Origin of the sequence: Brevibacterium sp. K72 (assembly GCF_050562175.1) — a bacterium.
Lineage (GTDB): Bacteria > Actinomycetota > Actinomycetes > Actinomycetales > Brevibacteriaceae > Brevibacterium > Brevibacterium casei.
On the sequence record NZ_CP191582.1, the window covers coordinates 1317364 to 1338463 of the forward strand.

The 21100-nt window shown below is 69.2% G+C and carries 19 protein-coding genes and 1 pseudogene; 8 read left to right on the plus strand and 12 right to left on the minus strand.

What is annotated here, in order from left to right:
- Positions 1–175: 175 nt before the first annotated feature.
- From ACQ1RG_RS05860 to ACQ1RG_RS05880, 5 genes are all read right to left on the minus strand, one after another.
- Complete coding sequence (locus ACQ1RG_RS05860; protein ID WP_063248978.1) at positions 176–1669, minus strand: cryptochrome/photolyase family protein; 1494 nt, start codon at positions 1667–1669, stop codon at positions 176–178.
- A 98-nt stretch (positions 1670–1767) separates the two neighbouring features.
- Positions 1768–2355, minus strand: coding sequence for a hypothetical protein (locus ACQ1RG_RS05865; RefSeq protein WP_063248979.1), 588 nt, complete (start codon positions 2353–2355; stop codon positions 1768–1770).
- A 213-nt stretch (positions 2356–2568) separates the two neighbouring features.
- A complete protein-coding gene (locus ACQ1RG_RS05870) occupies positions 2569–3384 on the minus strand; it encodes a class I SAM-dependent methyltransferase (RefSeq protein ID WP_009377521.1) in 816 nt (271 codons plus the stop codon).
- 219 nt (positions 3385–3603) lie between these two features.
- A complete protein-coding gene (locus ACQ1RG_RS05875) occupies positions 3604–3963 on the minus strand; it encodes a DoxX family protein (protein ID WP_082834862.1) in 360 nt (119 codons plus the stop codon).
- A 52-nt stretch (positions 3964–4015) separates the two neighbouring features.
- Positions 4016–4633: a TetR/AcrR family transcriptional regulator gene (locus ACQ1RG_RS05880; protein WP_131248164.1), complete on the minus strand. Its 618-nt coding sequence runs from the start codon at positions 4631–4633 to the stop codon at positions 4016–4018.
- Between the two features lie 129 nt (positions 4634–4762).
- On the opposite strand from ACQ1RG_RS05880, the gene ACQ1RG_RS05885 reads away from it, so the two are divergent.
- Positions 4763–6022, plus strand: coding sequence for an Nramp family divalent metal transporter (locus tag ACQ1RG_RS05885; RefSeq protein ID WP_232254157.1), 1260 nt, complete (start codon positions 4763–4765; stop codon positions 6020–6022).
- A 125-nt stretch (positions 6023–6147) separates the two neighbouring features.
- Here the strand turns inward: ACQ1RG_RS05885 and ACQ1RG_RS05890 are convergent, their stop codons facing one another.
- A complete protein-coding gene (locus tag ACQ1RG_RS05890) occupies positions 6148–7683 on the minus strand; it encodes a lipase maturation factor family protein (protein ID WP_009377517.1) in 1536 nt (511 codons plus the stop codon).
- A 227-nt stretch (positions 7684–7910) separates the two neighbouring features.
- Between ACQ1RG_RS05890 and ACQ1RG_RS05895 the strand changes: the two genes are divergently transcribed.
- The 6 genes from ACQ1RG_RS05895 to ACQ1RG_RS05920 all read left to right on the plus strand — a co-directional run bounded on the left by ACQ1RG_RS05895 (position 7911) and on the right by ACQ1RG_RS05920 (position 14486).
- The gene (locus ACQ1RG_RS05895; RefSeq protein ID WP_063248983.1) at positions 7911–8573 is read left to right on the plus strand and encodes a hypothetical protein; all 663 of its coding nucleotides are present in this window, start codon (positions 7911–7913) and stop codon (positions 8571–8573) included.
- 224 nt (positions 8574–8797) lie between these two features.
- The gene (locus ACQ1RG_RS05900) at positions 8798–9187 is read left to right on the plus strand and encodes a BatC protein (protein ID WP_081590988.1); all 390 of its coding nucleotides are present in this window, start codon (positions 8798–8800) and stop codon (positions 9185–9187) included.
- Positions 9184–10392: a cupin domain-containing protein gene (locus ACQ1RG_RS05905; RefSeq protein ID WP_009377514.1), complete on the plus strand. Its 1209-nt coding sequence runs from the start codon at positions 9184–9186 to the stop codon at positions 10390–10392. Before ACQ1RG_RS05900 ends, ACQ1RG_RS05905 begins: the two co-directional genes overlap by 4 nt.
- A 56-nt stretch (positions 10393–10448) precedes the next feature.
- Positions 10449–11444 carry a sucrase ferredoxin gene (locus tag ACQ1RG_RS05910; protein ID WP_009377513.1) on the plus strand — a complete coding sequence of 332 codons (996 nt, stop codon included), beginning with the start codon at positions 10449–10451 and terminating at the stop codon, positions 11442–11444.
- A gap of 116 nt (positions 11445–11560) precedes the next feature.
- Positions 11561–12223 carry a metal-dependent transcriptional regulator gene (locus tag ACQ1RG_RS05915; protein WP_119296846.1) on the plus strand — a complete coding sequence of 221 codons (663 nt, stop codon included), beginning with the start codon at positions 11561–11563 and terminating at the stop codon, positions 12221–12223.
- A gap of 526 nt (positions 12224–12749) precedes the next feature.
- A complete protein-coding gene (locus ACQ1RG_RS05920) occupies positions 12750–14486 on the plus strand; it encodes a thiamine pyrophosphate-dependent enzyme (RefSeq protein WP_205772276.1) in 1737 nt (578 codons plus the stop codon).
- 474 nt (positions 14487–14960) lie between these two features.
- On the opposite strand, the pseudogene erm reads toward ACQ1RG_RS05920, so the two are convergent.
- The 6 genes and pseudogenes from erm to ACQ1RG_RS05950 form a co-directional block, all read right to left on the minus strand.
- A pseudogene (erm, locus tag ACQ1RG_RS05925) lies at positions 14961–15728 on the minus strand (23S ribosomal RNA methyltransferase Erm); the annotation flags it as partial.
- Between the two features lie 559 nt (positions 15729–16287).
- Positions 16288–16761, minus strand: a complete 474-nt coding sequence (locus tag ACQ1RG_RS05930) for a VOC family protein (protein WP_009377508.1) — start codon at positions 16759–16761, stop codon at positions 16288–16290.
- Positions 16762–16824: 63 nt separating this feature from the next.
- Entirely contained in the window at positions 16825–17421 is a 597-nt protein-coding gene (locus ACQ1RG_RS05935; RefSeq protein ID WP_009377507.1) for an HdeD family acid-resistance protein, read from the minus strand.
- 56 nt (positions 17422–17477) lie between these two features.
- Complete coding sequence (locus ACQ1RG_RS05940; RefSeq protein WP_430600864.1) at positions 17478–18728, minus strand: SPFH domain-containing protein; 1251 nt, start codon at positions 18726–18728, stop codon at positions 17478–17480.
- A 102-nt stretch (positions 18729–18830) separates the two neighbouring features.
- A complete protein-coding gene (locus ACQ1RG_RS05945) occupies positions 18831–19688 on the minus strand; it encodes a glutamate racemase (RefSeq protein WP_009377505.1) in 858 nt (285 codons plus the stop codon).
- Complete coding sequence (locus tag ACQ1RG_RS05950) at positions 19685–20302, minus strand: HAD domain-containing protein (protein WP_009377504.1); 618 nt, start codon at positions 20300–20302, stop codon at positions 19685–19687. The genes ACQ1RG_RS05945 and ACQ1RG_RS05950 overlap by 4 nt, the downstream gene beginning before the upstream one ends.
- 100 nt (positions 20303–20402) lie before the next feature.
- Between ACQ1RG_RS05950 and ACQ1RG_RS05955 the strand changes: the two genes are divergently transcribed.
- Positions 20403–21095 carry a helix-turn-helix domain-containing protein gene (locus tag ACQ1RG_RS05955; protein ID WP_009377503.1) on the plus strand — a complete coding sequence of 231 codons (693 nt, stop codon included), beginning with the start codon at positions 20403–20405 and terminating at the stop codon, positions 21093–21095.
- The last annotated feature ends 5 nt before the right edge of the window (positions 21096–21100 follow it).

Here is a 21100-nt window from a genome sequence, read left to right on the forward strand (position 1 = left end):
GCCGGCGTGGGATGGGAGGGTCGTGCGCGGACTTGGGGGTCGTGCGGGGACTTAGGGGTCGTGGGGACGCGCGGGAACCATGTCGCGGCGAGGGGACCGGCCGAGGCTGGTGCGCTCGCCTCGGAGCGGTCCCCTCGGGATGGTTCCGTCGACCCGAGGGGGCTGCGCGGGCGACTCAGTCCGCGGTCTGGGCGCTCTTCATCGCATCGTAGGCGGCCAGCGCCGCCTGCCGTGACTCGCCGAGGTCGACGATCGGATCGCCCTCACCCACCGGACCGTCGAGACGGGGTCCGGACTCCTTGAGCCACCGTGTGACATAGACGCGCTCAGGATCGAAGCGGGCGCGCTGCCGCTCGGGATTGAAGACGCGGAAGAACGGTGAGGCATCGGCCCCGCAGCCGGCGACCCACTGCCACGACACCGGGTTGTTCGCCTCATCGGCGTCGACGAGCGTGTCCCAGAACCACTGCTCCCCGGACTGCCATGGCAGCAGCAGGTTCTTCATGAGCAGGCTGGCGGTGACCATGCGCACGCGGTTGTGCATCCAGCCGGTCTGCCACAGCTGCCGCATTCCCGCATCGACGAGGGCGATGCCGGTCCTGCCCTGCTGCCAGGCCGCGAGCGCCTCGGGGTCGTCCTCGTAGGGGAATTCGGCGAACTCGGGTCTCATCGGACGCCAGTCCAGGTCGGGCACGTGGAAGGTGAGGTGCCACGCGAACTCGCGCCAGTAGAGCTGCCGCACCCACGCCTCGCGATCGCTGGCACCGACATCGGTGAGAGCGGTGACGGCGGCGAGGAGCTGCCGCGGGGAGACCTCGCCGAACCGCAGTCGCGGCGAGAGCCTCGACGTGCCGTCCCGGTCTGCGGGGATGTCGCGGTCCTCGGCGTAGCCGTCGACCCGGGCGCCGAGGTCGTCGACCTCCTCCTCGGCGGCAGTGCATCCGGGCGTCCAGTGCCCGGCGATCGTGTCCTCCCACCACGGGAACGGTGAGGTGCGCGAACCCTCGGTGCCGCTGTCCCCACCGGCGGGGCCCGCGGGTGAGAGGAGTGCGAGGTCGTCGATCGTGGCGACGAGATGCGAGTCGGACTCACGGACCTGCTCGATCCGGGCGGCGGTGTCGGAATCGAGTGTCTGCGCCGGCGGTACCGGCAGCGGCGAGCCGACCGGAACCTCGCGGGCGGCGTTCCAGAACGGGGTGAAGACCTTGTAGTACGCGCTCGCCGAGGATGGTTCGACCTGCCACGGTTCGACGAGGAGGGCGCCGGGTGAGGCTTCGACGGCGATGCCGTTCTCGCCGAGTGCGTCGGTGACGACCTCGTCGAGAGCACGTGAGGCCGGTGCGTAGCGGCGCGACCAGCGGACCGTGCCCGCTCCGAGGTCTGCTGCGGCCGCGGGGATGATCTCGGCTGCGGGTCCGGCCGCGACGAGGAGGGGGATGCCGAGCGAATCGAGTTCCCGCTCGAGGACGGTGAGCGACTCATGCACCCACCACCGGGCGGCTGCGCCGAGCGGCCTGGGACCCCGGCCTTCGTCGTCGCGGACCTCGCGGACCCAGATCGCGACGACGTCGCCGTCGGCGCGCGCGGCGCTGAGCGCTTCGTGGTCCGATACGCGCAGATCGTCGCGGAACCAGAGCAGGGTGAGGTGGCGCGGATCGGTGAAGGCCATGAAGAGGATTATGACACCGAGACTGCCGTTTCGCGTCGAGACCGGCAGTTATGAGTGTCCATCTCGACGCGAAACGGCCGTCGCGGCGGGCTGTGCGCTCAGAGGAAGGCGAAGCTGAGGATGAGGAAGAGCGCGAAAGAGACGATCGGGGCGACCACTGAGACCGCGGTGGCGATGATGCCCAGAGTGCGGCCCCGGTCGGACACGGCTGCGACGATGCCGAGGACGAGACCGGTGAGGCCTGCGACCGTGCACAGTGCCTGCACGCTGAAGAGCGTCACCCCGAGATTCGTGTACCACGCATCGTCACCGAAGTACGAGCCGGTCGCCGCCTCCGCAGGCCCGGCAGTGACTCCGAGGATCGCCGAGGCGATGAGGGAGATGCCGGCAGCCGCGAGAGCGAGGAGGAGCGCCCACCTCCCGAGTCGAGACGACCCGGGAGTGCCCGATGCGACGGCGGCGTCGACGGGGCCGGTCTGCACCGGGCGGTGGACCGCCGGGACGGCGTCGGCAGACACGGAGGCTGCACCAGTGGCGCCGCCGTAGACGGTTGGGCCTGGGGAGACGGTGCCGCCGGGCTGGGCGACAGTGGCGCGTGCAGGCGAGTCGGTCGGGGCGATGGCCGGTCCCTGTGCCGCGAGCTCGTCATCGGTGGGCTGGGGGAACGCGAAGTTCGGCGAGGTCATGGTCACGACGCTACGCACGCCCGAGCGCGGGTCCCATGCGGCTTCCCCATGCCCCGGGTCGGGAAAACCTCACACTCTCATCGCAGCGACGTGCGGCCGCCTCTCCCACCCGGGGTGCATCCCACCCGGCGGCCTCTTCCACCCGGCGTGCATCCCACTCGGCGGGCAGCACTCCCTGAGGCACCAGTGACCTGCTCCCGCCCGAGTCCCTTCTCAGCCCTTGGTCGCGGCGATGAGGAACCGCATCTGCGTGACCTCGATCGGTCGGCGCTCGGCGGCAAGTCGTTCGAGGGCGCCGATGTGATCGCCGACGACGAAGCCCGGAACATCCCAGGGGACGTAGGCGAGGTACTCGATGACCGCCTCGACGTCGGTGAACCGCATCGTGCCCATCCACCTCCGCGCCGCCTCGACCGTGAGCCCCTGCGCTTCGACCTCGTCGACGCAGCGTTCGAGCTGGACCTCGGGGTTCTCCGGGGTCCCGCCGAACCACCGGCGGAACTCCTCGGCCTCGGTGCTGTCGACCTGCTGGGTGAGGAAGAGACCGCCGGGGGCGAGGATGCGGGCCACCTCGGCGATGTCGTAGCTCTCGTGCCGGTTCATGACGACGTCGAACTGCCCGTCCTCCCACGGCATGGGGTCCCCGGATTCGCTGTCATACTCGGTGACGTCGATCCCGTAGTCCTCGAGCGCCGAGGTGGCCACGGGAACATTGGGTGCCCACCCCTCGCTCGCGTGGATCGCGACATCCGGGACGGAGGCGGCATTGCGGCCGCGGAAGCGCTTGACGATTGAGATGAGGCGCTCGCCGCCGCCGGTGCCCATGTCGAGCACCTCGTCGGCGTCCTCGATCGCGTCGAGGCACATGGTGTCGAAGTCCCAGGGCGGGTCATCGGCGATGAGGCGGCCTTCGAGGGCGGTGAAGTTCCATCCGGTCATCGCTGCGGTCTCGTGGATCCAGGTCCACCGGGAATGGCGTTCGGCCGTGGATTCGGCGCGAGCGCGGCTGCTGTCGGCGAATTCGGGCATCTCGACGCTCCTTCGTCTGGCACGGCGGCCGTTGCTTCGAGCGTAGCCGAGTCCCCGCGGCATGCGAAGCACCGTTCGAGCACGATTCGGACTCGGCGGCTCCGGCCCAGGCGGGCGACGATGTGGCCGGCGACGCGCCGACGACATCGCCGGTTGCGTGCCGACGGATCACCGGCGTGGCACCTCGGGATCCTCCGGCGACGCGCCGAGAAGATCGACTCAGACCAGGAAGGAGCCGACGAGGACGACGATGCTCAGCGCGAGCAGCCCGAGGCAGTTGAGCCAGAAGTCGCGGCCGATGTACCGGGCGCGGATGTGCGACCATGCCGCGGCGAGGAAGTAGACGACGATGCCGACGGTCGCGGCGAGACCGACGCCGGGGATCCAGAAGCCGGCGACGAGTCCGGAGGCAGCGAGGAACTTGACGACGGCGAGCACCCACCACCAGTCCCGGGGCAGCCCGACCCCGTCGAGGCAGGCCGCGATCGCCTTCGGCGGGCGGAACGTCATCACGCCGTCGCCGAGGACGATGAGGGCGAGGACCGCCACCGGCCACCACGGATCGGGGAGCAGGGTCACGGCAGCCACCTCGGCGAGGGGATCCTCACCGCAGCTACCGCGGCGGGCGAGCTCACGGCACACCCCGGAACCGGGTGTGGAAGGCGATGATGTGGGCGAGTGCTGCGACCGCCTCGTCGAAGCCCATGTCGCTGGCCGCCCATCGGAAGAGCACACCCATGTAGGAGTCGTAGAGCGCCGCCGCCGAGGCCCGCGCATTGGGTTCGCTGATCCCGATCGAGACGAGGTTGTCCCGCAGCGAGGCCTGGAGCGCCTCGGAGAGTCCGGCGAAGACGTCGGGCCGGCCGTGGACGCGGATGAGCGCGGCCGCGTAGTCGCGGGCGAGGTCCTCGTGTGCGGCGAAGAACTCGAGGAACGGGAGGAAGATCCCGAGCAGATGGTCCTGGACCGCCGAGGCGGGCGGCCGTTCCGCGCGAGCGTGCGGAAGCGCGTACGTGCCCGCCTGGAGCTGCGCGATCCACCGGTCGTAGCAGGCGATGAGCAGGGCATCCTTGTCCCCGACGGCCATCACCCGGCCCGCGGACACTCCGGCGGACTCCGCGATCGCCCGTACGGTCGTTCCCCGGTACCCGCGGTCGAGGAAGAGCTCGGCGGCGACGGTGAGGATGTGTTCCTCGGTCCGCTGTCGCTGGGCCTCACGGGCATTCGACTGAACACGTTCAGTGGACATGCATCCACTCTAGGTCCGCGCGTCATCCGGCACAAGGTCGCCGAGGTGTCGAAGAGGTGACGATCGCGCGCACAGGAGGTGCACGCACCCTGTGTTGTCGCGACAGGAAAGTTAATGTACCTTAACTTCATGCCATCGAACGCGTCGGAGACACAGCGGGGGACAGCCTCGGCGAGGAAGCGGGGGACGTCCTCACTCCTCCTGCTCGGGCCGGCCTTCGTCGCGGCCGTCGCCTACGTCGACCCCGGCAATGTCGCGGCCAACCTCACCGCCGGCGCCGAGTACGGGTACCTCCTCGTCTGGGTCCTCGTCGCCGCGAACCTCATCGCCGTCCTCGTCCAGTACCTGTCCTCGAAGCTCGGCCTCGTCTCCGGGCAGTCGCTGTCCGGGATCCTCGGTCGGCGACTCGGGCGCAGGCGTCGGCTCGCCTATTGGGGGCAGGCGGAGATCGTCGCGATCGCCACCGACCTCGCCGAGGTGGTCGGTGGCGCCATCGCGCTCAAGATCCTCTTCGACCTTCCGCTCCTCCTCGGCGGGGTCATCGTCGGCATCGTCTCCCTTGTCCTCCTCTCGATCCAGTCCTCGCGCGGGCAACGGCCCTTCGAGTTCGTCATCATCGGCTTCCTCGCCATCATCGCGATCGGCTTCCTCGCCGGGCTCGTCGTCGGCGATGTCGACTGGGGGCAGGCCGCCGGCGGGCTGGTGCCCCGGCTCGAGGGGACGAACTCGCTCGTCCTCGCCGCCTCGATGCTCGGGGCCACGGTCATGCCGCACGCGATCTACCTCCACTCCGCGCTCTCGGTCGACCGGCACGGAGGGCAGCCGCGCACGGCGATCCCGCGTCTGCTCCGGGCCAGCCGGTGGGACGTCGTCGCCTCCCTCGTCATCGCCGGATCGGTCAACATCGCCATGCTCCTCCTCGCCGCCGCTGCCCTGCGCGGTGAGGGCGGCACCGACACGATCGAGGGCGCGCACGCGGTCGTCACGGCCAATCTCGGCGAGGTGGTCGGGCTCTTCTTCGGCATCGGACTCCTCGCCTCGGGGCTCGCGTCGTCGGCGGTCGGCTCCTATGCGGGGGCCTCGATCATGCAGGGGCTGCTGCGGGTCGACATTCCCATCGTGTGGCAGCGGGCGGTGACGATGATCCCCGCGCTCATCGTGCTCGCCATCGGCGCCGATCCCACGTGGGCGCTCGTCCTCAGCCAGGTCGTCCTCAGCCTCGGAATCCCCTTCGCCATGGTTCCGCTCGTGAGACTGACGGCGAACCGGGCGATCATGGGTGAGTACGCCAACGGGCGGTGGATCACGACGGCCGCGGTCATCGCCTCGGCGCTCATCATCGCCCTCAATGTCGCGCTCCTCGTGCTGCTCGCCCTCGGCATCGAGTAGGCCGGGCGCCCTGGGGCGATTGTGGCTTCGGCGCCGCGCGAGCCGGTGCACCGAGACGGACACTTCGCGCCGAGACCGACAATTCTGGGCGTCGGTCTCGACGCGAAGTGTCGGTTTCGACGGGCTCACCGCCCGCGGAGGTCGACCGGGCGGAGGATAGTCCGCGGGTCGGAGCGCACCCACCACGGGACCGGTTCGCCTGCTACCTTCGCCGCGCGGCGTTCGTCCCGGGTGGCGTAGCGGTAGGTGAACATCCGCGCGCGGATGAGCGCCGGTGCCTCGCCGTCGAAGGGGTCGGGGCCGAGCAGCCTGCGGATGAGGGGGTCGCCGGTGCCGAGGCGTTCGACGAGGGCGAGGAACCACGAGTCCCGATAGTCGCCGAGGGCGGCGAACCACATGAGCCAGTCGAGGCGCAGGTGGTAGGGGGCGACGACGGGGCCGCGACGGTCGACGTCTCCGGGTTTGCCCTTGAACACGTACTCTCTCCACCCGTCGGTGCCCGAAGGGTCGAGGGTGCCCTCGATCGCGATCTCGTGGCGGACCTCGGACATCGACCCGAACGCGCCGTAGGCGTTGCCGAGCCCCCACCGGTTGAAGTGCGCGTTCATCAGCTGCCGCGACGAGAAGAGGTTGCGCAGCGCGGGAACGTTGAGCACGCACTGCCACACGACGAACGCGATGATGAGGAGGACCCACCACAACGGGGAGGTCAGGGTGTCAGCGGGAGTGCCGGTTGCCTCGGCGAGGGAGGCCTCGTCCACCCGGCGAACGGCGGCGTCGATGCCCCACTCGGGCCACGGACCCCCGACGATCCAGCGGAAGAACGAGTCGCTGATCCCCGCGCACGCGAGGAGGATCGTCGCCCAATTCAGCCACGCATAGTTGCCGGTGATGACGAGCGCGAGCTGGGTGATGATGATCGCCATGGCCGCGAACGACGCGATCGGCTGGGGGAGGAAGAGCAGCCACGGCGCGATGAGCTGGACGATGTGGCTGCCGAGGGTCTCGCCCTTGTGCCACCACGTCGGCATGAGGTGGGCGGTGCGGCTGAGCGGATTCGGCATCGGCTGGGTCTGATGGTGGTAGTTCATCGCGGTGAGATCGCGCCATGAGCTGTCGCCGCGCATCTTGATCATCCCGGCACCGAATTCGACGCGGAGGGTGAACCAGCGCAGCAGGAGGATCATGAGCAGCGGCGGGGCGACCGCGTGCGATCCGAGGAAGCCGACGAGGAATCCGGCCTCGAGCAGCAGGCTCTCCCAGCCGAAGCCGTAGAAGCGCTGGCCGATGGACGAGATCGAGAAGTAGAACCACCACATCGTCAGGAACACCGGGATCGGCACCCACGCAGGACCGGCCTGGGGGAGACCGACGATGACGGTGACCGCGAGGACCATGCCGAGGGCGCAGACGATCCGCAGGTTACGGTCGGAGTACGGAGTGCGCGACCACCGGAAGAGACTCGGTGCCTGCTTCGCGGTGGTGAGCGCGAGGAAGCGCGGCGCCGGCAGCAGACCCTTCTCGCCGAGGAGGGCCGGGAACTCGTTCCACGCGTTCAGGAAGGCGATGAGGAAGAGGACGGCGAAGCCGCGTTGGAGGATCTCGCGGGCGATCGTGTAGTCGGGCGCCTCGAGCAGGACGAGCAGTGCGCCGACGTCCATCGTCTCCTCCTTCCCGCCGAGGCGGTCGCCGTCGCCGCCCGCAGGCTCGGTTGCCGCAGCCGCGACGCCCCTCACTTCCGACTATGGACCGATTCTGTGATGTGGGCAACAGCGGGAACCGCTATCCTCTGGTCTACGGCGCGAACCCGTGTCGAAGCACGTCGGCTTGCCGCGACCTCGGTCGCAGAGCCGCCGGGCTGGTTTCCCCACAGCACCCAGGAGGCATCATGAGCGATCACCCGCAGAAGACGAAGGAGGCCATCCTCGGCCATCCCGCTCCGCGAGACATCGAGTGGAAGCACTTCATCACGATGTGGGAGAACTACGCCGACAAGGTCGAGCAGGAGTCGGGCGATCGTCTCGCGGTGGACATGAACGGCCACCGCGTCGTCTTCCGCCGTCAGCACGACGGACTCGTGAGCATCGAGGACATCGAACGCGCTCGCCACCTTTTCGCCTCCCACGAGAGCACCGAGGGCCAGGGGCACCTCTTCGTCGTGACGATGACGGACGAGGACGCCCGCTTCTACGACTTCGACCTCAGCGCCCACGACGTCGAGGTCGACCAGCACAAGCATGAGAAGAACCCCGACTCCCGCGGGCACCACATGCGCACGGTGGAGAAGAAGACCGGTCGTGACGACAAGAAGGACCTCGACCGGTTCTTCGACGATCTCGTCACCGAGATCGATAAGGAGGCTGCCGGTCGCGACTTCGTCCTCCTTGGGCACGGGACCGGCACGTCGAACGCTGCCGAGGAGTTCGAGAAGTTCCTCGCCCACCGGCATGAGCCGCTCCACGAGCACGTCATCGCCTCCGGGGTCATCGACCTCAGTGCCGCGGGTCTTCCCGAGATCGAGAAGAAGGCTCAGGAGCTCGCCGGGCGGTGAGTCCCAGGGCGGTTCGGTGAACGCCTCGGGGACTCCGCGGGCGGTGACTCCCAGGTCGGTTCGGTGAACGCAGTGAGAATCCTCTCCGTCCCTGTTCACAACGGCAGTTTTCACAAGTAGCCTGTCAGCATGGCGGCTCGTTCCACGGGGGACGACGCTGACCCGCACACCACTCGAGACATGACGCGGGTGCCGCCGAGGGCAAGTGACATCAAGGAGGAATCATGACAGAGTCCAACTTCGATCCCAACGAGAACGAGGGCCCGGCCGACGGCGGCGCCGCAGGCCAGCCCGGTGTCCACGACGGCGGTGCTGACGGTGGAGCCGAAGGTCCCGCGGACGGCGGTGCTTCGGGTCAGCCCGGTGTCCACGATGGCGGTGCCGACGGCGGTGCGGAAGGTCCCGCGGACGGCGGTGCTTCGGGTCAGCCCGGAGTCCATGACGGTGGCGCCGACGGTGGTGCCGAAGGTCCGGCCGATGGCGGCGCCGGCGGCACCCAGGGCGTCCACGACGGCGGCGCTGACGGCGGTGCCGAAGGTCCCGCCGACGGTGGAGCCTCGGGTGAGCCCGGTGTCCACGACGGTGGTGCCGACGGAGGAGCCGACCGGCTTTGAGCACGTTCTCCCCTGATCTCCGACACCCCGGCGTCGACAACGGCGCCGGGGTGTTGGAATCACGCCTCATCGACATTCCCCGCACGACGTTCGCCGATGACTACTGGGGCAGGCGCGCCCTGCTCAGCCGTGGTGTCAGCGACTTCTCCGACCTGTTCTCGGCCGACGCGGTCGACGAACTCATCTCCGCACGAGGACTGCGGTCCCCGTTCCTTCGGGTCGCCAAGGACGGTGCGACCCTTCCGACCTCGTCGTTCACCTCTCCCGCCGGTGTCGGAGCGACGATCGGCGACCAGCTTGACGACACCCGCCTGTGGCGCCAGTTCCATGACGGGGCGACCCTCGTCCTCCAGGCGCTGCAGCGGACCTGGGAGCCGATCGGGGCCTTCTCCTCGGCGCTGAGCGAGGAGCTCGGCAACCCGGTCCAGGCGAACGCCTACATCACCCCGCCACAGAACCAGGGCTTCGACGACCACTACGACGTCCACGACGTCTTCGTCCTCCAGATCCAGGGGACGAAGCGCTGGGTCATCCACGAACCGGTCTTCGACTCGCCGTTGCGCGACCAGCCGTGGACGGACCGCCGTGAGGCCGTCGGTCGGGCCGCCGCGACAGAGCCGGCGATCGACGCGGTCCTCGAACCCGGCGATGCCCTCTACCTGCCTCGCGGATGGCTCCATGCGGCCACGGCTCAGGGTGAGGTCTCGATCCATCTCACCCTCGGCATCCACAACTGGACCCGCTTCGCGGTGGCCGAACAGCTCGCCCAGGTCGCGCTCGCACACCTCCAGGATGACCCGGCGATGCGCGCGAGCCTGCCGCTGGGGGAGTCCCGCCCCGACGCGGACGTGCTCGAGCGCATCAAGCAGGCGATGATCGCCGCCGTGACCGAGGCCGACCCGACCGCAGGCATCGACCGCACCCGGCGATCGCAGGCCCGCCCCGCACCACTCGGCCCCCTCGCCCAGCACGAGGCGATGAAGTCGCTGAGCGGAGACACCCCCCTTCGGCTTCGGGCAGGACTTGACCCGACGCTCAACGGCGAGCGCCTGCACACGCGCATCGGCTGGTTCGACTTCACCGCCGACGACCTCGCGGCCGTGCGCGCCCTTCTCGACGGCGTCCCACGTTCGGTCGATGAGATCGGACGCCCCCTGGCCGAACGGCTGCTGGCCGCCGGCGCCCTCGTCCCTGCCCTCGTCTGAGCGTGTGAACTCCCGACCGGCCCGGAACCAGCAGCACCGAGGATGAGCAGACGACGATGACGCAGGCCTTCCGCTGTTCGAACGCCGCCCGGGACCGCGGCGACGGGATCGTCGGCACCGCGCCGATGGGCACGTTCTGGGTGCTCATCGAGCATCGCGGGGGCTGGCCGCTCAACGGCTTCGAGGGCCTCGACATCGACTGGCGCGTCCGCTCCGAGGTCTTCTACGCCGCGCAAGCGCTGCGCGCGCGGATCCTCCTCATCCGCCGTCCCGGCCGGCGCACGCGCGGCGGTCCCGGCGTCTGGGGTGTCATGCACCTCGCCGGACCGGGGCGCCTTCACCAGATGTGGGGGTCGTGGGACGACGACTCCGATCTCCTCGAGATCGTCGGCGCCCTGGAGGCGATCCGGAACCGACCCGCGGAGTCGACTCCGGGTGCGATCCCTGAGGCACCCTTCGCCGAGGCGGTCGACCTCCCCTCCGTCGAACTCGACGAGACGTACGACGCCGGGCTCCTGCCCCCGGTCGTCCTCGTCTGCGCGCACGGTCAGCACGATGTCTGCTGCGCCGTGCGCGGCAGGCCCGTGGCCGCAGTCCTCGCCGAGGAGTGGCCCGACCTCGTGTGGGAGTGCACGCACGTCGGCGGTGACCGGTTCGCCGCGAACATCCTCGTCGTCCCCGACGGCGTCTACTACGGCAACCTCGACGAGGAATCTGCGCTCGACGTCATCTCCGGCCACCTCGCCGATGAGATCGACGGGTCTCACCTGCGCGGATACACCGACCTCAACTCCCTCGAGCAGGTCGCGGTCGCGGCCGTCCTCGAGCATGCGGGACCGGCCGGACGCTTCGACTACGCGATCGGTGCGACCACCTCGGCGGGTGGGGTGTGGACGGTGAGGGTCGAGGGCACACGACCTGAGTTGGGATCCTTCGACGTCGTCATCGGGGTGAGCCGGTCGGCCCCGAACTTCCTCACCTGCCGCGGGGTCGAACGGGCGGTGGCCAACGTCTTCACCGTCACCGAGGTGAGGCCCGCCGGCGCGACCTGAGCCGGCGCATCGCCTCTTCCGCAGTCTCGACGACGACTGCCGGGCTGACTCGGCGACGCCGTGCTCGACCCACCGACCGACCGCCTCGGCGGAGGACGATCCGCTACGCTGAGCCCATGCGTGCAGGCGAAGTGTCCGAGGTCAGCCAGGACTACCTCAAGGCGATCTGGTCAGCGCGCGAGTGGGGCGGGGACCCGATGACGGCGACCGAGCTCGCCCAGCGCTTCGGCACGACGAAGGCCAACGTCACCGAGGTCCTCAAGCGGCTCGACGAGCTTGGCCTCATCCACCGGGTGCCCTACCGTCCGCCCGAGCTCACTGCCGCGGGGGAGACGATCGCCGTGTCGATGGTTCGGCGCCACAGGCTCATCGAGACGTTTCTCGTCGAGTCGCTCGGCTACAGCTGGGACGAGGTCCACGACGAAGCCGAGTCCCTCGAGCACGCCGCCTCCGACCTCCTCATCGACCGGATCGACGAGTTTCTCGGGCACCCCGCCGCGGATCCGCACGGGGACCCGATCCCCGGCCCCGACGGTGCCGTCGAGTCACATAGGACCTCGCTCCTCCTCGCCGAGGCGGACCCGGGCACGTACGTGGTGCTGCGAGTTTCCGACGCCGATCCGGAGATGCTTGCGATCCTCGCCGAGGCGGGACTCCGCCCAGGTGCCGCCGTTATGGTCGTCCCCGGTGCAGGTGAGGGCATGGTCGCGGTCGCCGTCGACGGCGGCGCACCGACCGAGATCGAGTCGGCGGCCGCCTCGGCGGTCTATCTGTCCTAGGGAATCAGTTGTCGCTCAGACGATTCCGTCCTCTTCGGCATCCGCATCGGTCGACCAGAACCGCGGGTCGTGGTCTTCGACAGTCGTCCCGCAATCGACGCAGGTTCGGAACTCGATGGTGCCGTCATCATTGAGTGGGCCCGGGCTGAGGCTGCTGGACTCATTGCAACTCGGACACCAGCCGTTGATGTACCGGTGGATATGCGAACCGATATTCGACACCATTTCTGCTCCAAGATCATCAGACAGCGAAGTGTTCTCGTCAGCATAGTCGGCGGATGGGTGGCGACCTGTAGGTCATTCTGCCTTGGGCTCGTGCCGTGGGTACCGCCCGGAGGCGGTGAACACTGCGGCGATGCGAGCATCTGCAGCCTCGTCCCCATCGGTGAGGTTCGTGTGCCGGCCCGCGCGCATCGACGTTCGATGAATTCGCAGGAACCACCCGACGTGCCGTCGCGAGACGGGAGTAGGCTCGCAGTCACCAGCCGACGAGAGCGCCGGCTCCGGATGTAGAGGAGCAGCGAACATGGCAAGAACAGTGGCCGACGACCTGTGGGGAATGCTCATCGACGCAGGCGTCGAACGGGTCTACGGCATCGTCGGAGACGCACTCAACCCGACGATCGACTCCCTTTCCCGACACCCGCAGATCGAGTTCATCCACGTCCGCCACGAGGAGTGGGGCGCCTTCGCCGCCTCGGCGGACGCCCAGCTCAGCGCGGGGCCCGTCGTCGTCTGTGGGACCGCGGGACCCGGCGTCACCCATCTGCTCAATGGTCTCCTCGACGCCCTCCACGAACAGGCTCCGGTCATCGCGATCGCCGGTGATGTCGAGACGAGCATCATCGACACCGATGCCGTCGAGGAGATCAGCCCGTACGACCTCTTCCGCACCGCCTCCCTCTATACCGGGCGCGTCGTCAGCCCCGAACAGTCGCGGGCCGTCTTCCAGCAGGCGATCACGATCGCCACCGAGGACCTCGGTCCCACCGTCATCGCCCTGCCCGGCGACGTCGCCAGCGCGAAGTCGCCCTTGGACGCACCGCCGAAGTACACGCCCTCGCGCCGTTCCGTGCTCACCCCACGCGATGAGGACGTCCGCGCGGTCGCCGACCTCATCAACTCCCGCGAGAAGATCTTCCTCTTCGGCGGCAACGGCACCGAGCACGCCGCTGACCTCGTGCAGGAGCTCTCCGACAAGGTGAGTGCCCCGGTCGGGTACACGCTCAAAGGCAAGAACTGGCTCGAGGCAGGCAACCCCAACGCCGTGGGCATGACTGGGCTCCTCGGCTACGGGGCGGCCAACGACTGCATCAAGCACGCCGACGTCATGGTCATGCTCGGCGCCGACTTCCCGTTCCCCGGGTTTCTCGACCGCGGGCATGCGAAGGTCGTCCAGGTCGACAACCTGGCCTCCCACCTCGGGCGTCGTGTCGCGCTCGAGATGGGTGTGCCCGCCGATGTGCGGGCCTTCCTCGAGAAGCTCCTGCCGCTCGTCGAACGGAAGTCCGACGACGAGTTCCTCCGCACCGCACAGAAGACGACCGAGGGCTGGACCAAGCGGCTGCGGCACTACGTCGACGGGGGAGAGAAGCGCTCGCCGATCCGCCCCGAGTACCTCGCCTCGCTGCTCGACGAGCTCATCGACGAGGACGCGATCGTCACCGCCGACACCGGCACCTCAGTGATCTGGGTCGCCCATCAGATGAGCTTCGGCGGCGACCGGATCCAGTTGGGCTCGTACTCGTGGGCCTCGATGGCCGACGCCTCCCCGTATGCGTTCGGCGCGACGAAGGCGGTGCCGGGCCGTCAGGTCATCGCGTTCTGCGGTGACGGGGGATTCTCGATGCTCGGCCTCGGCGATCTCCTCACCGAACGCCAGCACAGGTCCCCGATCGTCCACGTCGTCCTCAACAACGAAGAGCTCGACTTCGTCAACATCGAACAACAGGAAGCCGGCTTCCGGCCCTGGGGCACGGGCTTCCCGGCGGCGAACTATGCGGCCATCGCCGAAGGCTTCGGGGTCAAGGGCATCCGGTGTGAGGACCCTGCCCGCCTGCGCGACCAGCTCACCGAGGCGCTCGCGCACAGGGACGGGCCCGTCGTCGTCGATGTCGTCGTCGACAAGCGCGCGCTCGCGCTGCCGTCGACGGTCGACGCCGAGCTCGTCGGGAAGTTCACGCTCAGCGTCTTCAAGCGCGCACTCCACGGTGAGATCCCCGAGCTGTGGGAAGAGGCGAAGGACAACATCCGCCTCCTGTGACGATCATTCGCCGCTGAGCGGATTCATCGCCGAGGTGGACTCGTCATCGCCGTCGATCGGTCGGTCGGGGGATGGAGCGCCGAGGTGGGGCGACCGCGAACGGCCGACCCACCTCGGCGGATTCACTCACCCCTGTCGGCGGGGCAGGTTCCACCGCGGCTGCGGCTGACTCTTCTTCCCGTGCTGGGGCATGTAGCCGCGCTCGGCCTGCAGGTGGGCCTTGTCGTGGCTCTTCGCCGAGGTGTCGACTCCCGGGATCGGGGCGTCGAGCCGAGCGGCCGGCTTCTCGACGCCGACGATCGGCAGCTCACCGGTGATGACGGGCTTGTCCTTCGTCTGAGCGTTCTTCTTCGCACCTTTGTCGTTGCGCATTGTCTCTTCCTTTCCTCGTGCCTTCTCCGGCGTGGTGGTGGTCCTCTGCGTCCGGCGTCCGGTCGGTCGTCCGGCCGGTGTCGCAGGGCTGCTGGCAGACAGGGCGGTGTAGAGCCCGGCCCACTGTTCGGGGGTGAGTTCGCGGGGCAATGCGTCTCCTCTGATGTGATGGCGGTCCATGGTCGATTGCAGTCGTCGTCGGTCGGTGAGCTTCAGGTGGGTGAGGATTCCTTTCATTCCGCGTCCGCGACCGGTGAAGGCCGCGTGGACGAACTGCTGGTAGGAGGACCGGTCCCGGTGGGGAACCAGCCCGGTCGGGAGGCGGTCGACGGTGAGGATGCCGCCGTCGACGCTCGGCTTCGGGGAGAACGCGTGGGCCGGGACCCGCTCGATGAGGTGGAAGTCGAACCAGGGGCTCCACTGCGCGGTCATCATCGTCGCCCCGCCCACTCCGGCGCGTTTGCGTGCGACCTCCCACTGGGTGAGGAGCACCGCTGTGCGCCACGTGCGAGCGCGCAGCAGTCGCCGGAGGATGGGCGTGGTGAGGTGAAAGGGCAGGTTGCCGACGACCACCTCGGCGTCGAACCGGGTTCTCAGAGCATCGGCGTGCTCGACTCGTGCGCGGGGGAATCGGTGTGAGAGTTCACTGATCCTCGTCTCGTCGATCTCCACGAGGGTGAGCGGCCTGCCGAGCCGGTAGAGCTCGGCGGTCACGGCACCCGCGCCGGGTCCGATCTCGAGGATCGATCCCGCGGTGGCGCGGGTGAGGCTGACGATCGTGGCGATGTGGCTGTGGTCGCGGAGGAAGTTCTGGCCGAGTTCCTCTCGGCCGCCGGCCCGCGAATGCGGACGCTGGGAATGGGGTCGCATGGCGTGGTGCTCCAGGAATTGGATGGAGAGCACCCGAGGCTGCGGAATGCGAAGACACTGGTGAGATGCCGGGATCCGACCGTGATGGCGGGATCGGACAGTGTGTCTTCGGTGGTTGCCGCGTCGCCCGGATGCCGATGACTATCCGGGAGGACAGCGCGCAACTGCGTGATCGGTGACAGTCCGACCCGAGAGAGGATCGGGGTTCCTGTTCAGGTCGCGACGGGTATGAGTGCCGACGCGGTCAGCTCCGGCTGAGGGCGATGCTCAGCGGCTGAGGAAAGATCGAGGAACGTGCGCGCTGTCAGGCGCGGCGGTCACGGATGTAGAAGTTGAGCGCAGTCATTGCGCCGCGATTCAATGTTCCCATGAGCGCCAAGGTAGCACAGGTGGCCGCGCGCGGGCCAGGGTTCGCGCGAAGTTCGTCGGGCTGAGCCCCGGTGCCCGCTGAGCCGGTACCGTGCATGCAGTTGCCCGCTGAGCCGGTGGCCGCCGGCCGGCGTTCGCCGAGGGGACCAGGCGGGCGCGAGGGGACCGTCCCGGAGCGGTCCCCTCGCCGTTACGCGGTCCGCTCGGCCATCCCGCCGCCGGCCGCCCCGCCGTCAGCGCCGTCACCGACCCCTGCGTCCGCGGCAGCGAGGTTGAGCTGCCACGACACTCCATACCGGTCGTTGAGCCACCCGAAGGGCCCGAACCCGTAGTCGCCCAGCGGCATAAGCGCGTGCCCACCCCCGCCGAGGAGGCCGGTCCACAGCCGGTCGAGCTCGGCCTGCGACGTCGCCCGGTAGAAGAGCGAGAGGGCCGGGGTGAACCCGAACCCGTGCGGGACGGGACTGTCGATGATGTTGACCTGCGTGCCTGCGATCGCGAACGTGGCGAGGCGGACTCTGCCGTCCATCGCCGGGTTCTCGGGCCCGTACCGGTCGATGAGGACGACCTCGCCGCCGAAGAGGTCGACGTAGAAGTTCAACGCCTCCTCGGCGCGCCCGTTCTCGAACATGAGGAACGGTGAGAGCTGCTGGATCCCTGACATGATCTGTCCCTTCGCCGAGGTGGTCTCCGCCTGCCGCAGGTCGCGCGGCAGGCGTGTCGGTGGCTATTCGATGACTTCTCCGCGGATGGTCTCGCCTCCGCCGTCGTCGCGGCGGGTGAAGCGCGGGTCCGCGGCCATGCGCGACTCGAGCGCGCGCAGCCGGCTGCCCACCCAGATGAGCGCAAGGCCGACGACGGCGATGAAGATCGAGAGAGTGACGATGAGGGCGGTGATGCCCGTCTGCGGGGAGAAGAGGAACACCATGCCGAGGACGATGCCGGCGACGGCGATGACGGTGATGAGCCACCACGCGCGCACGCCCATCTGCCGGACGAAGAGTGAGATGCCGATGCCGAAGACGCTGAGCGCGATGATGGCGAGCCCCGCGAGGACGGTGACGACGGCGGCGAAGAGCATCGGGGCGAGGAAGACGACGGCCGCGAAGACGATCATGAGCACCGACCGGAGGACGAGCGCGCCCGAGCGTCCTCCGCGCGGGGCGAGGACGAGCGAGGTGACGGCGATGAGCGCGACCCAGCAGGCGAAGATGCGGGCGACCACCTCGGCGGTGGCATGCGGCCAACCCAGCATGAGGACTCCGACGAGGAAGGCGATGACCCCGTTGACGATCACGACGGTTCCGGTGCGTTTGAGTTCCATGGACCAAGCCTAGTCAGCGGGAATGGAAGGAGGCTGAGCACCGGCCCTCGCGAAGCTCACGTCGGCTGCTTGCGCTCCCGATTGCGGGCGCTGCGGCGCTGGGTCCGCGGCGTGACTGTGGTGGGGATGCCCACCTCGGCGGGGCTGACCGCATGCCACGGTGTCCGCGGGCTCGACGCCGGCCCCATCGTCGCCGGCCGGGGGACGTCGGGGGTCTCCGGCATCTGCGGCGTCCCGGGCATCTGCGGGATGTCGGAGACGGGGACCTCTGGCTGCCCGGTCGGCCGGGCGGGCGGTGCCGGGCGGTCGGCGGAATCGTCGAGCCATGGCAGGTCGACGTCGAGTCCGTCGGTGCGCTCTTCGCCGGGCGCGGAATCCGCGAGCGCCCGGACGACCGAATCGAGGTCGTCGAGGGAGAGCTTCGCGGCCTCCATGAGGTGGGCCACATCGAGGTCGGGGACCGCCTCGGCGAGGCTGTCCGACCCGCCACCCTGCCGGGCACCCGCAGCACCCGCGGCACCCTGCCCGGATCCCGTTGCTCCCGCGGGTGACTGCGGGGTATTCGCCTCGAGGAACCGGAGGAGTTCGACGGGGAAGGGAAGGACGAGGGTCGAATTCCGCTCCGAGGCGACCTCGACGATCGTCTGGAGCAGGCGCAGCTGGAGGGCTGCCGGGGTGTCGGCCATGGCGCCCGCCGCCTGCGAGAGCTTGTTCGACGCCTGCAGCTCACCGTCGGCGATGATGATGCGTGAGCGGCGTTCGCGTTCGGCCTCGGCTTGGCGGGACATCGAGCGCTTCATCGCCTCGGGCAGGGCGACGTCCTTGATCTCGACGCGGTCGATGTGGATGCCCCAGTCGACGGCGGGACTGTCGATCATGATCGCCAGACCCTGGTTGAGGCGCTCCCGGTTGGTGAGCAGATCGTCGAGTTCGCTCTGCCCGATGATCGAGCGCAGCGAGGTCTGCGCGACCTGCCCGACGGCGAGATTGTAGTCCTCGACGTCGACGATCGCCTTCCGGGGGTCGACGACCTTGAAGTAGATGACCGCGTCGACCCGGACGGTGACATTGTCGCGGGTGATGCCGTCCTGTGCGGGGATCGGCATGGTGATGATCTGCATGCTCACGCGTTGGAGTCGATCGGCGAAGGGGATGATCGCGGTGAGCCCGGGCTCCTTCGCCTCGCCTCTGACTCGGCCGAGTCTGAAGAGCACTCCGCGTTCGTACTGCCGGATGATCTTGAGGCTGTTCGCGGCGGTGATGGCGCCGACGGCGACGAGACCGATGAGGATGTAGAGGAACAGCATCACGATCGCCTCCCCTGACGAATGCTGTCCTTACAACGCTAGCACCGGGAGGCGGATTTGCACCCGGCATCTGTGCAATCCTCGGCCGATTGCCGAGTTACCTCAAGATTCCTGCCGCTCCCGGGCGAGGAGGCGCCGACCTGCGGGGTAGGCGGCGAGTTCCGCGGGGAGGCGGACGCGTCGTCCTGAGGCGAAGGTTGCGAGGATCTCGCCGAGGCGGCCCTCCGTGCCGTCGTCGCCTTCGGTCCCAGCTCCGCCGGGAGCCGAATCGCCGGGCGCCTGCTGCCCGGCGGGAGCTGCCTGCCCGCCGGGTTCGAGTCCGATCCGGCGCAGGGTCTGCTTGGCGACGGGGACGGGGGAGTCGAAGAGGGTGATCGCGCCGGCGCGGGCCGCGGTGATCCGGTCGGCGACGAGACCGTAGTGCGTGCAGCCGAGGACGATCGTCTCCATCCCCGGGTCCATCTGTGACAGGGCCGCCTCGATCGCGGCGTCGATCGTGGTGACATCGGCGGCGTTGATCGCCTCGGCGAGTCCGGGGCAGGCGATCTGGGCGACGGAGAGGTCGCCGGCGAAGGTGTCGATGAGTGTGCGCTGGTAGGGGCTGCCGGTCGTCGCCGGGGTCGCCCACACCGCGAAGTCCTGCCCGGTGCCGGCGGCCATCTTCACCGCCGGGACCGTGCCGATGACGGGGATCGCCGGTTCGTAGCGGGCGCGCACCGCCTCGAGCGCCTGCACCGAGGCGGTGTTGCAGGCGATGACGATGGCGTCGGGTTCCCATTCGGCGAGCACGGCCGCCGAGGTGAGCACGCGCTCCTCGAGCGCCTGCGGGCTGAGGCTGCCGTACGGGGTGTGGTCGGGGTCCATCGCGAGCACGAGGTCGGCGTGCGGGGCGAGGTGGAAGAGCGCGTCAGCGGTGCCGAGGAGCCCGAGACCCGAGTCGAGGAGTCCGATGCGGGTCATGAGCGCTCGGTGTCCTCGTCAGAGGCGTCATCGTCGGCAGTCACCGGCTTCGAGCGCGGGTGCGCGAACTCCCTGATCTCCTTGAGATGCGCTTTGGTCAGACCGTGGGCGAAGTCGGGGGCGATGATCTTCAGGCGCTGCGCCGAGTACCTCTCCGTGAAGTACTGCCTGGTCACAGGGGCGGCGAGATCGTCGTCGATCCACACCGCGCGCTGGTGGCCGTGCGAGTCGAGCCACTCCTCCATGGCGCGGGCCTTCCACCACTTCTCGGGGTCGTTCGCGTAGCGGTTGTGCGTGTCATCGGGCATCTCGATGACGTCGAAGGAGTTGCGCAGACCGAACTTCGGTTCGAGCTCGGTCTTGCACCGCCTCGACCACGTCGAGAGCCAGACGACGTCGACCTCGTGGGTCTCGACGAGGCGGTCGAAGAACTCGATGACCGCGGGCCGGTAGTGGAGTTCGAAGTCCCAGGCCTGCAGCTTCTTCCGGCCTTCGGTCATGAGACGCAGCTGCGGGACGGGGTAGGAGTTGAGGACGCCGTCGACGTCGAGGAAGACGGTGACATGGCGGGCCTGCCGACGCGCCGAGACCGGCGACGAGGATGCAGCTGCCATCGTTCCTTCCTGAGAGCGGCGGGGGCGACCGGCTAGTCTGAGCCCAGGTCGACGTTCGATCCCAGGATACCGCCCACCAGCCGAGAGGAGTCGGGTCGGGATGTACCGGGAGATCCGCATTCACCGGCTCCACGCCGTCCTCTGGGTCAACGCGCCCGAGGCCGTCGATGCCCAGCCTTCGACGGCGACGATCACCCCCGACGGGTGCATGGATCTCCTCGCCACCGGCTCCGGGGTCGTCATCGCCGGTGCCGACACCGCGGCGCGGACCGTGCCCGCGACCGGGGAGACGATCGCGGGCCTGCGCTTCGATTCGGGGGTGCTGCCGCAGCTGCTCGCGACATCGGCGGCGGAGCTGGCGGATCGTCTCACCCCGCTCGCCGAGGTGGCCCCACCTAAGCGGGTGCGTATCCCCGGTGCCCGCCTCGCCGAGGCGACCTCACCGAGCGTGCGCGTCCGGTCCCTCCTCGGGCTCGCCGAGGATCTTCTCGCGCGAACCGAGATCGATCGTCGCCCGCTCGCGCTCGCCGACGCCCTCGCCGCCCGTGGTGACGGTTCCTCGGTGAGCATCGCCGAGGCGGCCGCCGACTTCGCGTACTCGCCCAGGCAGCTGAGGAGGCTCTCGGCGCAGTGGTACGGATACGGGCCGAAGCATCTCGCGAAGATCCTGCGGTGGCGGCGGGCCCGGGCCCTCATCGACGCAGGACTCACCCGCACCGAGGCCGCGGCGCGGTCGGGGTACTCCGATGCCGCGCACCTGTGGCGCGAGGAGCGGGCGCTGCTGGGGCGATGATCCGG

Excerpts from the sequence above, each read along its gene's own strand:
- ACQ1RG_RS05930 (WP_009377508.1), bottom strand. The coding sequence starts at position 16,761 with ATGTCAGGGATCCAGCAGCTCTCACCGTTCCTCATGTTCGAGAACGGG.
- ACQ1RG_RS05955 (WP_009377503.1), top strand. The coding sequence starts at position 20,403 with ATGTACCGGGAGATCCGCATTCACCGGCTCCACGCCGTCCTCTGGGTC.
- ACQ1RG_RS05920 (WP_205772276.1), top strand. The coding sequence starts at position 12,750 with ATGGCAAGAACAGTGGCCGACGACCTGTGGGGAATGCTCATCGACGCA.
- ACQ1RG_RS05910 (WP_009377513.1), top strand. The coding sequence starts at position 10,449 with ATGACGCAGGCCTTCCGCTGTTCGAACGCCGCCCGGGACCGCGGCGAC.
- ACQ1RG_RS05860 (WP_063248978.1), bottom strand. The coding sequence starts at position 1,669 with ATGGCCTTCACCGATCCGCGCCACCTCACCCTGCTCTGGTTCCGCGAC.
- ACQ1RG_RS05880 (WP_131248164.1), bottom strand. The coding sequence starts at position 4,633 with ATGTCCACTGAACGTGTTCAGTCGAATGCCCGTGAGGCCCAGCGACAG.
- ACQ1RG_RS05940 (WP_430600864.1), bottom strand. The coding sequence starts at position 18,728 with ATGCTGTTCCTCTACATCCTCATCGGTCTCGTCGCCGTCGGCGCCATC.
- ACQ1RG_RS05870 (WP_009377521.1), bottom strand. The coding sequence starts at position 3,384 with ATGCCCGAATTCGCCGACAGCAGCCGCGCTCGCGCCGAATCCACGGCC.
- ACQ1RG_RS05935 (WP_009377507.1), bottom strand. The coding sequence starts at position 17,421 with ATGGAACTCAAACGCACCGGAACCGTCGTGATCGTCAACGGGGTCATC.
- ACQ1RG_RS05900 (WP_081590988.1), top strand. The coding sequence starts at position 8,798 with ATGACAGAGTCCAACTTCGATCCCAACGAGAACGAGGGCCCGGCCGAC.
- ACQ1RG_RS05865 (WP_063248979.1), bottom strand. The coding sequence starts at position 2,355 with ATGACCTCGCCGAACTTCGCGTTCCCCCAGCCCACCGATGACGAGCTC.
- ACQ1RG_RS05915 (WP_119296846.1), top strand. The coding sequence starts at position 11,561 with ATGCGTGCAGGCGAAGTGTCCGAGGTCAGCCAGGACTACCTCAAGGCG.
- ACQ1RG_RS05885 (WP_232254157.1), top strand. The coding sequence starts at position 4,763 with ATGCCATCGAACGCGTCGGAGACACAGCGGGGGACAGCCTCGGCGAGG.
- ACQ1RG_RS05950 (WP_009377504.1), bottom strand. The coding sequence starts at position 20,302 with ATGGCAGCTGCATCCTCGTCGCCGGTCTCGGCGCGTCGGCAGGCCCGC.
- ACQ1RG_RS05945 (WP_009377505.1), bottom strand. The coding sequence starts at position 19,688 with ATGACCCGCATCGGACTCCTCGACTCGGGTCTCGGGCTCCTCGGCACC.
- ACQ1RG_RS05895 (WP_063248983.1), top strand. The coding sequence starts at position 7,911 with ATGAGCGATCACCCGCAGAAGACGAAGGAGGCCATCCTCGGCCATCCC.
- ACQ1RG_RS05890 (WP_009377517.1), bottom strand. The coding sequence starts at position 7,683 with ATGGACGTCGGCGCACTGCTCGTCCTGCTCGAGGCGCCCGACTACACG.